General features: G+C 42.0%; 15 protein-coding genes and 2 tRNA genes. 14 read left to right on the top strand and 3 right to left on the bottom strand.

Going from position 1 to position 13713, the window contains the following annotated elements; translation table 11 throughout:
* Positions 1 to 2: 2 nt before the first annotated feature.
* Complete coding sequence (locus ACRQ5D_RS11280; RefSeq protein WP_091172910.1) at positions 3 to 578, bottom strand: TerD family protein; 576 nt, start codon at positions 576 to 578, stop codon at positions 3 to 5.
* A gap of 387 nt (positions 579 to 965) precedes the next feature.
* Between ACRQ5D_RS11280 and ACRQ5D_RS11285 the strand changes: the two genes are divergently transcribed.
* From ACRQ5D_RS11285 to ACRQ5D_RS11350, 14 genes are all read left to right on the top strand, one after another.
* Positions 966 to 1442, top strand: a complete 477-nt coding sequence (locus ACRQ5D_RS11285; protein WP_432328977.1) for a hypothetical protein — start codon at positions 966 to 968, stop codon at positions 1440 to 1442.
* 500 nt (positions 1443 to 1942) lie between these two features.
* Complete coding sequence (locus ACRQ5D_RS11290; protein WP_432328979.1) at positions 1943 to 2797, top strand: carboxypeptidase-like regulatory domain-containing protein; 855 nt, start codon at positions 1943 to 1945, stop codon at positions 2795 to 2797.
* A gap of 65 nt (positions 2798 to 2862) precedes the next feature.
* Complete coding sequence (locus ACRQ5D_RS11295) at positions 2863 to 4548, top strand: TonB-dependent receptor plug domain-containing protein (RefSeq protein ID WP_432328980.1); 1686 nt, start codon at positions 2863 to 2865, stop codon at positions 4546 to 4548.
* A 9-nt stretch (positions 4549 to 4557) separates the two neighbouring features.
* On the top strand, positions 4558 to 5733 hold the full coding sequence (locus tag ACRQ5D_RS11300; RefSeq protein WP_091172899.1) for a DUF4249 domain-containing protein: 1176 nt from the start codon (positions 4558 to 4560) through the stop codon (positions 5731 to 5733).
* 47 nt (positions 5734 to 5780) lie between these two features.
* Complete coding sequence (locus ACRQ5D_RS11305) at positions 5781 to 7625, top strand: hypothetical protein (protein WP_432328982.1); 1845 nt, start codon at positions 5781 to 5783, stop codon at positions 7623 to 7625.
* The gene (locus ACRQ5D_RS11310) at positions 7610 to 8164 is read left to right on the top strand and encodes a hypothetical protein (RefSeq protein WP_432328984.1); all 555 of its coding nucleotides are present in this window, start codon (positions 7610 to 7612) and stop codon (positions 8162 to 8164) included. The genes ACRQ5D_RS11305 and ACRQ5D_RS11310 overlap by 16 nt, the downstream gene beginning before the upstream one ends.
* A 187-nt stretch (positions 8165 to 8351) precedes the next feature.
* Positions 8352 to 8428, top strand: a tRNA-Asp gene (locus ACRQ5D_RS11315).
* 109 nt (positions 8429 to 8537) lie between these two features.
* Positions 8538 to 8611, top strand: a tRNA-Asp gene (locus ACRQ5D_RS11320).
* A gap of 126 nt (positions 8612 to 8737) precedes the next feature.
* Positions 8738 to 9640: a helix-turn-helix domain-containing protein gene (locus ACRQ5D_RS11325; protein WP_090531134.1), complete on the top strand. Its 903-nt coding sequence runs from the start codon at positions 8738 to 8740 to the stop codon at positions 9638 to 9640.
* A gap of 93 nt (positions 9641 to 9733) precedes the next feature.
* On the top strand, positions 9734 to 10567 hold the full coding sequence (locus tag ACRQ5D_RS11330) for an oxidoreductase (protein ID WP_091172892.1): 834 nt from the start codon (positions 9734 to 9736) through the stop codon (positions 10565 to 10567).
* 41 nt (positions 10568 to 10608) lie between these two features.
* Entirely contained in the window at positions 10609 to 10929 is a 321-nt protein-coding gene (locus tag ACRQ5D_RS11335) for an SDR family oxidoreductase (protein ID WP_431199654.1), read from the top strand.
* Positions 10926 to 11339 carry an SDR family oxidoreductase gene (locus ACRQ5D_RS11340; protein ID WP_431199655.1) on the top strand — a complete coding sequence of 138 codons (414 nt, stop codon included), beginning with the start codon at positions 10926 to 10928 and terminating at the stop codon, positions 11337 to 11339. The genes ACRQ5D_RS11335 and ACRQ5D_RS11340 overlap by 4 nt, the downstream gene beginning before the upstream one ends.
* 132 nt (positions 11340 to 11471) lie before the next feature.
* Entirely contained in the window at positions 11472 to 12317 is an 846-nt protein-coding gene (locus ACRQ5D_RS11345) for an oxidoreductase (RefSeq protein WP_091172881.1), read from the top strand.
* Positions 12278 to 12556: an Atu4866 domain-containing protein gene (locus ACRQ5D_RS11350; protein WP_091172877.1), complete on the top strand. Its 279-nt coding sequence runs from the start codon at positions 12278 to 12280 to the stop codon at positions 12554 to 12556. The genes ACRQ5D_RS11345 and ACRQ5D_RS11350 overlap by 40 nt, the downstream gene beginning before the upstream one ends.
* A gap of 183 nt (positions 12557 to 12739) precedes the next feature.
* On the opposite strand, the gene ACRQ5D_RS11355 is transcribed toward ACRQ5D_RS11350, so the two are convergent.
* Both ACRQ5D_RS11355 and ACRQ5D_RS11360 read right to left on the bottom strand, forming a co-directional pair.
* Positions 12740 to 13333 (bottom strand): NAD(P)-dependent oxidoreductase, encoded by a 594-nt coding sequence (locus ACRQ5D_RS11355; protein WP_431200772.1) that lies wholly within the window; start codon positions 13331 to 13333, stop codon positions 12740 to 12742.
* Entirely contained in the window at positions 13252 to 13668 is a 417-nt protein-coding gene (locus ACRQ5D_RS11360) for a hypothetical protein (protein WP_431199657.1), read from the bottom strand. Before ACRQ5D_RS11360 ends, ACRQ5D_RS11355 begins: the two co-directional genes overlap by 82 nt.
* Positions 13669 to 13713: the final 45 nt, after the last annotated feature.

Genomic DNA, 13713 nt, shown 5'->3' on the forward strand with positions numbered 1-13713 from the left:
CCTTATTTGATTATTTGCCCTTTGAAATATTTACTTAAAAAGAAAGCTAGGTCTTCTTTGTAACCAACGCCCGATGCTTCAAACTTCCAGGCGCCACCGCGTTTATAAAGCCTGCCAAACTCGATTGCTGTTTCGATAGAAAAATCCTCGCCCAGCTCATATTTACAAACTTCGGCGCCTGTTTGATTATCTAAGATACGAATGTATGAGTCACGTACCTGGCCAAAATTTTGACGGCGGGCTTGTGCTTCGTGAATAGTTACCACAAACAGGATCTCCTGGATGCGGGCATCTACTTTGGTCAGATCAACAGTGATCGATTCATCATCGCCTCCATCGCTGTTACCGCCTGTTGGGTCATCGCCGGTATGATGTATAGATTGCTCGGGCGAGTCGACATTATTATAGAATACAAAAAATTCATCCTGGGGTACTAGTCGGTTAACATCGATCATGATAGCCGATACGTCAAGATCGAAGTCATAACCTGTACCTTCGTTCGGGTTCCAGCCCAAACCAACTGTCATTTTTGAAAGGCCGATATCAATTTTCTGCCCTTTTTGTAAGTTAATAGCCATTTTAGTATGTGTTATTTTTAGGTAAAACCTGTGTAGCCTATTGGGTTTGCGCGGCGCTGCAGGTATTGAGCCGAAGACAAGCCGGCAAGTAAACGCTTAATCTAAGGTAGATGTTTTATTGAGGTGATATTGTAAAATTGCCTACACAAAAATAAGACGATGACAGGGGGCGGTTGTTACAGAAGAGGGGAGATAATTTAGTTGCGTAATACGCAATTATTTAACAATGGTTGTTGCATTTGTTTTAGCTCATTCGTAATAGTACGTTGTAGTCCCCCAGTCGCTTTTTTATGTAACACGATTAATACACTTGCTTTAGCGTATTAAGGGAAAGACACTTGGTAATTAAGTGAAAGTCATGTAAATTCCGTTTTTATAAAAACCTAAATGTTAAAAAAATCACTCCTGGCCTTAGTTATCACCTGGGGCACAACGGCAAACGGTCACGTTTCTGCACAAGCGGGCACCGATAGCACGGGTTTAGACCTCGTAATTGCTAATTATCACACTACTATAGGTCAACAATCACACCTATATAATGGGCCCGAATATGAGTTTTATGATCCCATAATAAAAGGTAATGCATATGTTTTTGACAATAAGTTATTTACGGCTGGAGATGTAAAATACGGGACCGCGGTTTATCGCGATGTCCCGATGTTATATGATCTGAATAAAGATTTGGTGGTTATACTGCTTTATAACCACTTTACCAAAATTTCATTACTAAGCGAGCGTGTGCCGGAGTTTTGGCTGCTTAACCATCATTTTATACGCATTACTACCGATTCGACAGGCCAGGCCCGCCTTGCTACCGGTTTTTATGATCAATTATACCAGGGAAAAAGATCGGGATCATTGTAAAAAGGGCCAAGAGCATCCAAACCAACACGGGAAATAATACCATCGAATCTTTTTTTAGCGAAACAAGCGACTATTATGTTAAAAAAGGGGATAACTATTTCAGTTTTAGCGGAAAGGGCGGACTGTTAGATATTTTTAAGGATAAAAAGAAGGAGTTGCGGCAATATATAAAAGCAAATCATATCGACTTTCGCGAAAATCAGGAACAGGCTATAGTGGATGTAACTACTTATTATGATCATCTAACAAATTAATGTGGTGTGCCTATTATTTAATAACAAGGCAAAAAATGATATAGAATTAAATGTGTAAGGCAGGAAATAAAATAACCGGATGAAAAAAATTTACTTTTTAAGTTTCTGTTTTTTGATTTTAATTAAACTGTGCCAGGCCCAGCAGGGTCCGGTAAAATCAATCAGCGTGAACTTTCAACAAGCTACTATTGAGCAGTTTGTAACAGAACTGGAAGCAAAATCAGGCTTTCATTTTTTTACGACGCCATGCAGTTTGATAGTTTGAAAGTAACTATGCAAGCAACCAATAAACCTATTGAAACCATATTGAGCCAGGCTTTTAAAAACACCGGTTTTAGTTTCGCCATAACCAAACAACAGCAGGTGTTTTTAACTAAAGGGCGCGAAATACAAACCGGGCTGGCGGTAGGTTATTTTGGCATTACAACTGCCAATGCAACTGCAGCAAATATGAGTGTATCCTTGGCTAATGCTGATCTTGATAAAGATAAAAAGATACCCGAAGCAACAACCGAAAATAAGCTATACGAAATAGGGATCAAAACCAACACTATTGAGGCGGGTACGGCAACGCTTTCGGGATATGTAAAGGAAGCTAAATCGGGCGAATCTGTAACAGGTGCCAGCATATATGTAACCAATACCAAAACGGGTGTAGCTACCGATCAGTTTGGCTATTTCACTATCAAATTACCCAAAGGCAGGCAGGTTTTAAGCGTTAGGGGCATTGGCATGCGCGATACCCGCAGGCAGATCATGCTTTACTCGGACGGTAAGATCATCATTGAGATGCAGGAACAGGTAACCAGTCTTAAAGAAGTAAAGATCTCTGCCGAGAAAGTGGCTAACGTGCGTAATGTTCAATTGGGGGTGAACAGGCTTGATATTAAAAGCATAAAACAAGTACCTACGGTATTTGGCGAGGCCGATATCTTAAGGGTGGTGCTTACCCTGCCCGGCGTTCAATCGGTAGGCGAGGCTACCACGGGTTTTAACGTTCGTGGCGGCTCGGCCGATCAGAACCTCATCCTGATGAATGACGCCACCATTTATAATCCCTCGCATTTCTTCGGCTTTTTTCATCGTTTAACCCTGATATAGTTAAGGATATTGAATTATATAAAAGCAGTATTCCCGAAAGGTTCGGCGGGCGTTTATCATCGGTGTTGGATGTTACCAATCGTGAGGGTAATAAAAAGAAATTTACCGGTTCGGCTGGCATTGGTTTAATCACCAGCAGGCTTAACGTTGAAGGGCCTATCATCAAGAATAAAACCTCGTTTTCATTCGGGGGGCGTACCACTTACTCCGACTGGCTCCTTAAGCTCCTGCCCGATGCCTACAAACACAGTTCGGCTTCATTTTATGATCTTAACCTGGATATAAGCCACCAGATTGATGATAAAAACAACCTGTATCTAACCAGCTACATAAGCAAAGATAAATTCAGGCTTAATAGCGATACTGCTTACAGTTACAGCAACAGGAATATCAACCTAAAATGGAAGCATAATTTTAATAACAAACTATTCAGTGTTATTACGGCCGGGATAGACAAGTACCAATATGATGTTTCAAGCGCCGGTAACCCGGTAAATGCTTACAAGCTGAATTTTGATATTAACCAGAGTAATTTTAAAACGGATTTTACCTATTACCTTAACCGCAAAAATACTGTCGATTTTGGGCTAAGTTCCATTTATTATAAGCTCCATCCAGGCAACTTTCAGCCTCTTGGCGCCCAATCATTGGTAGCTCCTGATGTTATCGCTACACAACAGGCCCTGGAAAGCGCCCTATACCTGGGCGACAAGTTTGACGTGACCGACGACCTGTCGATAAGCGGCGGTGTAAGGTATTCAATCTACAATTTCCTGGGGCCGCAAACGGTGTATAATTATGCGCCTAATCTGCCTAAAACAAGCGCCAACCTGTTGGATAGTACCTATTACGCGAGTGGTAAGTTTATTAAAACTTATTCGGGGCCCGAAATCAGGCTTTCGGCCAGATATCAACTGGGCGATAACCTATCGATCAAGGGCGGCTATAACACCCTCAGGCAGTATATTCACCTGTTATCAAACACAACAGCCATATCTCCCACTGATGTTTGGCAACTAAGCGATCCTAATATCAAACCTCAATATGGCGACCAGGTATCATTAGGCCTTTATCATAATTTAAAATCAAACACTATTGAAACGTCGGTCGAGGTTTACTACAAACGGTTAAGGGATTATCTTGATTACAAGAGCGGAGCCAACCTGGTATTAAACCATCATATTGAAACAGATGTGGTAGGTACACAGGGGAAGGCATATGGGGTTGAGTTTTTAGTTAAAAAAGCCACCGGGAAAGCCAATGGGTGGATCAGCTATACCTATTCGCGTACGTTTTTAAGACAAAATGATCCTAACGCAGGCGATTTGATTAATGGAGGGGCTTATTATCCTGCAAATTTTGATAAGCCACATGCTTTTAATTTTATTAGTAACTACAGGTTTTCACATAGGTTCAGCGTTTCCTTAAATCTTACCTACAGCACAGGCCGTCCTATTACGCTACCTATTGCCAAGTATGAATATGGTGGTTCCGAACGGGTATTTTATTCAGACAGGAACCAATACCGCATCCCGGATTATTTCAGGTCGGATTTTTCAATGAACATAGAGGGGAACCATAAGGTACATCAGTTAACACACAACTCATTTACAATAGGTGTATATAACTTAACCGGCAGGCAAAACGCATACTCAACATTCTTTACCGAACAGGGCGGGGCCATTAACGGATATAAGCTATCCATATTTGCTAAACCTATTCCATTTATTAATTACAATATCAGGTTTTAACAGAAAGAGATGAAAGGAAAACGATACATATTGATTTTATTGTTGCTGGCAGGTATTTACAGTACTTGCAAAAAGCCATATAATCCTAAAATTGTGGATTCGCCTAATCATTACTTGGTTGTTGAAGGGGTGATAAACAATGGCAGCGATTCAACTATAATAAAATTAAGCAGAACGGTTAAAATTTCGGGCACTGTAAGCACAAGCGGAGTTGATAATTGCGCGGTATCTGTTGAAGCCGAAGGGGGAGCAGCATATTCACTTACGCCCCGGGGAAGTGGGACTTATGTTATACCGGCGCTTAATCTGGATGCCTCAAAAAAATATCGATTGCATATTATTACAGGAGATAGCAAAGAATATGCATCAGATTATGTTGTGGTTAAAAAGACACAACCTATTGACAGCATAGGATTTAATATTAAAAACAACAACGTGCAGATTTATGTGAATACGCACGATGCCGCAAATAGCACCCGTTATTATCGTTGGAGTTATGATGAAACCTGGCGGTTCCATTCAAGATATCAGTCGGCATACATGGTTGACCAGGTGCTTAAGGCAGTTGTTTTTCGGCCGGTTAGTGAAAGCAGCTATTATTGTTTCGCGGGGAGCAAATCAAGCACCATAGTGATAGGATCATCAGCTAAGCTGTCGCAAGATGTAATATATCAGCAGCCGGTAACAACCATAGCTTCAACATCCGAGAAAATAGAAACCCGTTATTCCATTTTACTAAAGCAATATGCCTTAACTAAGGAAGCTTACCAGTTTTGGGAAAACATGAAGAAAAACACGGAGCAGTTAGGAAGTATATTTGACGCCCAGCCATCGCAGTTAACAGGGAATATCCACAATCTTAAAGATCTGGCTGAGCCTGTTATTGGCTATATAAGTGTAACCAACATTCAATCGAAAAGGGTATTTATTGATAATGCCGATCTCCCTCGCGATTGGGCGCCTACATATCCATATGATTGCGGTCCCCTTGATACTGCACTCTTTTTTAATCCCAAAACCAAACAAAATGATGTACTGGGCATCATAATTAATGGTAATTCAATACCTGTGCTTGATATAACCGAGAAAATGAACGTAATAGGTTATACTTATTCATCAATTGAATGTACCGATTGCAGGATCAGGGGACGAGTACAAACCCCCTCATTTTGGATAGAGAGATAAAAAAGTTTATGAATGATGCCATGAAAATAAATCAATAAGGTTTGGCTATGAATGAAATTAAAAAACTTGCTATGGTTCCGATGATTTCCGGCATGTTACTGTTGTCATTGAACGGGGTGGCACAAACTATAAGCCAAATCTCCGACAGCTTTACCAAATACTATCAGGGTACTGTACAGGAAAAGATTTTTGTACATACTGACAAAAGCGCCTATATGACCGGCGAAATCTTATGGTTTAAGGCATATAACGTTGACGCCACTTATCATAAGCCGCTTGGTCTTAGCAAAGTTGTATATGTTGATGTGTTAGACAACAAGCAAAATGCCATAATACAAACTAAAATAGAAATAAAAAACGGCCTCGGTAGCGGCTCTGTTTATATCCCCGTATCGGCAAGTAACGGGAATTATAAATTAAGGGCATATACCAACTGGATGAAAAATTTCAGTCCTGATTATTATTTCGAAAAGAATATAACCATTATTAATCCTCTAAAATCTCCCGAAGCCATAACTAAAGCACAGTCACCGGGCTACGATGTTCAGTTTTTCCCGGAAGGAGGGAACCTTGTTGCGGGTATTAGCAGTAAAGTTGCTTTTAAGCTTACAGCATCAGACGCTACAGGCTTAAGTGAATGCAGAGGTTTTATTGTTGATCAGAAGCACGATACGGTAGCGCGCTTCCGGCCATTGAAATTTGGTATTGGCAGCTTTTTATTCACCCCGATAGCCGGGAATGTTTATACGGCTGTTATTAAATCGGGCAATACCCCGGCTGTTACTAAAGAGTTACCTGCCGTTGAAAGTCGGGGTTACGTAATGGCTGTAAAAGATGCAGGTAGCACACATGTGGAGATCACAGTAAAAGGAGCCGGCGTTGAAGCTGGCGAATTATATCTGTTTGTTCATACAGGCCAATCGGTTAAAGCCGGTATGGCAGCACCCTTTAATAGCGGTGCTGCCATTTTTACGCTTGATAAAGCTAAATTGGGCGAAGGGGTGTCGCACTTAACAATTTTCAATAGCGCCAGGCAACCCGTGTGCGAAAGGCTTTATTTTAAACGTCCCAAACAGAACCTCATTATCGAGGCCTCCGCTGATCAGCCTTCATATACCCGTCGTAAAAAGGTAAGTGTGGACATCGCTGCCAAAGATTTTTCGGGGCGCGTAAAACCTGCTAACCTGTCAATGTCGGTTTATAAGATTGATTCATTGCAAAATATTGATGCCGGCGAAATATTCAGCTATCTGTGGCTCAAGTCAGATTTACGTGGAAATATTGAATCGCCAGGCTACTATTTCAAAAATTCCGATGCTGAAGCCGACACGGCCCTTGATAACCTCATGCTAACACAAGGGTGGCGAAGGTTTCAATGGGATAATGTATTTGGTAATAAACAGGCGGCATTTAGTTTTTTGCCAGAGTATGACGGGCACCTGATTGCCGGTAAAATAACCAATACGCAAACCGGTGGTATTGCCAAAGATGTAGTAGCTTATTTAAGTGTCCCGGGAAAACGGGTACAGCTGTATGCCGCAAAAAGCGATTCGACAGGCAGGTTGATTTTTAATACAAGACAACTTTATGGTCCCGGCGAAATAGTAGTTCAAACCAATTCAGAACGGGATACCACCTATCATATTGATATTTTAAGCCCTTTTTCTGAACAATTCGCAAAATCCCCAATATTAAAATTTAACCTAACCCGGGGTATGCAAAGTGCCATTGAAGAACGAAGCCTGAGCACGCAGGTTCAAAATATTTATTTAGGCAATAAGATCAAGCACTTTTATGAGCCGCAGGTTGATAGTTCGGGTTTTTATACACCCCCTATAAAACCTACCTTTTGGATAACTATACCCGTTTTACTACAATGGAAGAGGTATTGAGAGAGTATGTAAAGGAGGTTTGGGTTAACAGATCGCAAAAACGGTATCACATCAAAGTATTGAATGGTAATGGATTTTTAGATGGCGACCCCTTAGTGATGCTTGACGACGTGCCTGTTTTTAACATAGATAAGGTTATGGGTATTGATCCGTTGAAAGTTCGTAAGCTGGAAGATGTTCCGTACCGGTATTATTGGGGACCATCTGTTTACGAAGGAATCTTAAGCTTTACAACTTATAAGGGCGATCTTGGCGGTGTTGAAATAGACCCAAAGGCAGTAGTGCTCGATTATGAAGGTCTGCAATTACAACGTGAGTTTTATTCTCCGGTATATGACACTGAACAGTCAGTAAAAAACAGGTTACCCGATTTCAGAAACCTGCTTTATTGGGGGCCGGATATCAATACTTCAGCCGCTGGTAAAAATCAGTTGTCGTTTTATACGTCTGATCAAACAGGGAAATATATAGGAATTGTACAAGGGGTTACGTTACAAGGTGACATCGCAAGCCAATATTTTAGCTTTGAAGTGAATTAACTACTATTAAATTTCTACAGGATTTATATTTTGTGATTTCCTGATTTAATGTTGAATATCAGTAATTTACAGCAACCAAAAAAGGCGCACCGCGCAAAAAAGTGCTTAATTTTCAAAATAATGAACTTTTTTGAAAAAACAATTTGTGTAGAATAAAATGGTTTGTATATTTGCACACCCAAACGGAGGAGTGGTAGTTCAGCTGGTTAGAATACATGCCTGTCACGCATGGGGTCGCGGGTTCGAGTCCCGTCCATTCCGCCAAAAGTCTTACTGAAAAGTAGGGCTTTTTTGTGTTTTAACCTTTTTTAATTTTAAGTTCTACAATTTGTGTAGATCAAAAAGGTTTGTATATTTGCAACCCCAAACGGGAGGAGTGGTAGTTCAGCTGGTTAGAATACATGCCTGTCACGCATGGGGTCGCGGGTTCGAGTCCCGTCCATTCCGCTAAGAAGCATTTTAAAAATGTTCAAAAACCTTTAAATCATATGATTTAAAGGTTTTTTTGTTTGCCTCAAAATATTAAATTATCCCTGTTTTGAAGCCTTGGTTTGATTTTTGTAACTTTGTTTTATGTCGAAAGCAGAAACACTTCAAGATTTTTATCAAAGAAAGGTTAACTGGCTGCCCGGTAACCTTCAGCAAAGCATCGGTCACTTTAATGTATTCAGGATTGAGGATTGTATTGGCCCTAACGCAAAGCAAGTAACCTACAGCCGCCGTACTTTTTATAAGATCAGCCTGATGCGCGGCGATAACATCATTCATTATGCCGATAAAAGTATCAAGCTTTCGGGTTCAACGTTGATGTTCTTCAGTGCCATGGTACCTTATACATTTGAGCACATGTCTGATGATCGCACAGGCTTCTTCTGTATATTTACTGAGGAGTTTTTTCTGGAGAAATTCCGTACCGGCTTAAGCGAGTTTCCGATGTTTGGCCTTAATGCCAAGCCGGTTTATGCCTTAAATGATGAACAGGACGCTTATGTAACCGCTCTTTTTCAGAAAATGCTGTCTGAGATTAATACCGAGTATGCTTTTAAATATGATCTGCTCCGTAATTATGTTACGGAAGTAATTTATTATGCGCTTAAAACGGAACCATCCGAAAATGTTTATAAGCATGTTGATGCCAAATCGCGCATAACATCAGTATTTACCGAGCTGCTTGAAAGGCAGTTCCCTATTGAAACCCCTTCACAGCGGTTTGTATTGCGATCGGCCAATGATTTTGCACAACGGCTTTCGGTGCATGTAAACCATCTGAACAGGGCAATCCGCGAAACTACCGGCAAAACCACTACCGATCATATTGCCGACAGGCTGCTGAGCGAAGCCAAATCATTATTAAGGCATACAGACTGGAACATTTCTGAAATTGGTTATTGCCTGGGCTTTGAGGAGCCGACACATTTTAATAACTTTTTCAAGAAACAAACCCAACAAACGCCAAGCTCGTTCCGAAATGTTTGAATTTTGTAACCTTTGGTTTGATTAATGTAATGTGCCCCCTTTGTTGCTGCTGTAACTTTGTTTTATCTCAAATAAACAAATCAAACAATTTTTATGGACAACAACAAAGTATGGTTTATTACCGGGGCTTCGAAAGGTTTTGGCCTCAGCTTAGTAAAACAACTACTGGATGCAGGACAGCTTGTTGCCGCTACTTCCAGAAATTTACAGGAATTAACCGCTGCGGTTAATACAACAAGCAATAATTTTTTACCCCTACAAGTCGATCTGGTAAACGATAGCAGTGTATCGCTTGCATTGCAACACACTTATGAGGCTTTTGGCCGTATCGATGTAGTGATCAACAATGCTGGCTATGGCATTGGTGGTGCTATTGAAGAACTTAGCGATGCCGAAACCCGTATGGCATTTGATGTAAACGTATTTGGTACGCTGAACGTAATCCGCGCGGCAATGCCATACCTGCGCAAACAGCGCTCAGGCCATATTATCAATATTTCATCTATCGCAGGTATTACAGCTAATACCGGCTGGGCAATTTATGCAGGGGCCAAATATGCCGTGATCGGTATTTCGGAAGTGCTTGCTGCGGATGTTAAGGAATTGGGCATTAAGGTAACCGTGGTCGCTCCCGGCGCTTTCCGCACCAGTTTTCTTACTGCAGGATCGCTTTCAATTACTGACAACCAAATTGATGATTATACAGAAGTGCGTGCCATTCATAACAAATACCTCAAAATGGACGGCAAGCAAGCCGGTGACCCGGAAAAAGCGGCAACTGCTATTATCAACACAGTTTATGAAGACAACCCGCCATTGTACCTTTTATTAGGTGGCGATGCATACAATCGTGCTTTGGCAAAGCTTGATACTTTACACAATGAAATCAGGCAGTGGGAGGATGTAACCTGCTCAACTGATTTCTAAATTTATTCCGTTTACCCTATATCTACCTATATAAACACCAAATGGAAAGTATCAAGGATAAAGTGATTGTAATAACCGGTGCCAGCAGTGGCATCGGCGCATCTGCTGCCCGCAAACTGGCACAACTTGGCGCTAAAGTGGTTTTAGCTGCCCGCCGAGAAGATCAGTTGAAAGACCTGGCACAGGAAATTGGCGAAAATGCAATTTATGTAGTAACCGATGTTGCCAGGCGAACTGATCTGGATAACCTCATTCTGCAGACCATAGCCAAATTTGGCCGAGTTGACGTAATGTGGAACAATGCCGGCATCATGCCCATCTCTTTTTTGAAGAAGGTCATGTTGATGAATGGGACAAAATGATTGACATTAATATTAAGGGTGTATTGTACGGGATTAATGCTGTGCTGCCCCACATGCTTGAACGCGGCCAGGGGCATATCCTCTCCACGTCATCGGTTGGTGGTTTAAAAACGTCGCCGGGCATTGGCGTTTACAGCGGTACCAAGTTCGCGGTCAAGGCTATTATGGAAACCCTGCGCGAGGAAGTTGCCCAAAACATTAAGGTAACCACCATTTACCCCGGCGCAACTAAATCCGAATTAGGACATGATATTACCAGCCCTAAGATTAAGGGCTTATACGGCAACCTTGCCAACATGCCAAAACTTGATGAGGAGGCTATAGCCAACGCGGTGATTTACGCTATAAGCCAGCCGGATAATATCTCCGTTAACGAGGTGGTGGTACGGCCGCTCGGACAAACACGATAGAGCAGGTTGAATTCATCATAAATCGGTGGAATCATAGCCTATCGGTGAAGTCCCAAAAGGCAAAATAGGTGAAAATCATAAACAATCATTGAAATAGTAACAAGTAAAATCAAAATCTATCAAATACAACATATGGAAAACAACAAAGTATGGTTTGTAACTGGTGCCTCAAAAGGACTGGGACTTGCCTTAGTAAAAAAACTATTGAATGAAGGCTATAAAGTAGCCGCTACATCGCGCAATTTAAGCGATTTGACCAAAGCAGTTGACTCGCAAAACGAGCGGTTTTTACCCCTCGCCGTTAACTTGACCAGCGAAGACAGTGTGCAGGAAGCTGTTGAGCTTACTGTAAAAACCTTCGGAAAAATTGACGTTATTGTCAACAACGCCGGTTACGGATTATTAGGCGGTATTGAAGAATTGACCGACCGCGAGGCCCGTGATAACTTTGAGATCAACGTATTTGGATCGTTGAATGTGATCCGTAAGGCGTTGCCTTATCTGCGCGCTCAAAAATCCGGACATATTTTAAATGTGTCGTCGATAGGTGGTTTCACCGGCGCGTTTGCAGGGGGAGGTATTTATTGCGCCACCAAGTTTGCCGTTAATGGTTTTTCTGAAACCCTATCGGCCGAAGTTGCACCGTTTGGCATAAAGGTTACCATTGTACAGCCGGGGTATTTCAGGACCAACTTCCTGTCGGCCGGTTCATTGGCGGTACCTCAAAACCAGATAGCCGACTATCAAAACGTTCGCGATACAGTAAATTTTCACCAAAACGACATGGACAAGCAACAAGCCGGCGACCCTGAAAAAGCAGCCGAGGCTATGATCAGCATAACTAACGAAGCTAACCCACCGCTAAATTTATTTTTGGGCGAGGATGCTTACGGTCTGGTTGAAAAGAAGCTTGCCTTCGTTCAAAACGAATTAGCAACATGGAAAGATTTAACACTTTCAACAGCAATACAACAATAAATGCTCATCATTATATAGGTGTATGGGTTACCCGCGATGGGTTTATACGTCATGAATTTTTGCCTAACGGGCGCTATACCGAGGCCCGAGGCGACAAACGAAATGCCTACACAGGTTATTACAGCGTATTAGGGAACCACGTTGAATATCTTGACGATACAGGCTTTACCGCCGAAGGTGATTTCAGGGACGGGGTGTTTTACCATGCCGGCATGGTACTGTACAAGGAAACGGCATAACGAATATATTAAATCAGTTATCATTTCTGCCAACCCGGCCCGGAAATGTATCTAAACGGAAATCTCCTGCACCATGCCCTATAATGTATTGCATAGTGTAGGAAATTTCTCTTTGATGTCACGTACAGGGGCGTTCCTTACGCTGTCGAATTATTAAAGATATGTGTGGTTCCGATAATCTGCCTATCCTTTCAAATCGGCCAGCTTTTCGGCCATTACCTCGCTGATCTTCCGGTATGAATCAAATGTCCAGCCGGCAACGTGAGGGCTTAACAGCACTTTGCCGCTTTGTTTTAATTCCTCAAACCATTGTTGTTCGGCAAGGGCCGGGAATTTTTCAACCTCCAATACATCCAACCCTGCCCCTAAAATTTTGCCTTCGCGTATGGCGTTTAGCACGGCACTTACTTTAGCAGTTTTGCCGCGTGAGGTGTTTAAGAAAAAGATAGGCTTTTTAAAATGGAACAGGTATTCATCATCCACCAGTCCGTTGGTTTCTGGAGTTAAAGGGATATGTAAGCTCAGTACATCGCTGTGCTTTACAATTTCTTCCATGCTTACCTCGCGCGCATATTTATCACTGAAGCCGGTTTTGTATTTATCGTAAGCAATAACATTTACCTGGAAGCCTGAAAGTTTCCTGGCAAAGCTGCTGCCCATATGGCCGTAGCCGATAATACCTACTGTTTTACCTTTTAGTTCGTAACCCCGGTTAGCCTCGCGCTGCCACTTCCCCCGCGAATTTCGGCGTCGCCGCGGTTTAGGTTGTTCATTAATGACAGCAGTAAACCTATGGCATGTTCGCCTACGGCATCCGAATTGCCTTCGGGTGCGTTGATGAGTTTTATACCTTTTTGAGTAGCATAATCTTCATCAATATTATCCATACCAGCGCCGGCGCGGGCTATGAACTGTAAGTTGGTGGCAGCATCAAGCACAGCTTTATCCACCCTGAATTTTGAGCGGATCACCAACCCTGCATAGTCGCCTATGATTTGCATGGCTTCGTCAACCTTAATCAGCGGACGGTAATCGCAGGTGTAACCCTTGGCCTCGGCCATCTCCATGAAAATGGCATGCACATCATCAACAATAAGAATATTATTTTTCAACTTGAATTGATTTTTAATAAGAGGCCAAATTTACAAAATGCAAGG

Origin of the sequence: Mucilaginibacter sp. P25, assembly GCF_050859465.1 — a bacterium.
Classification (GTDB): domain Bacteria; phylum Bacteroidota; class Bacteroidia; order Sphingobacteriales; family Sphingobacteriaceae; genus Mucilaginibacter; species Mucilaginibacter gossypii.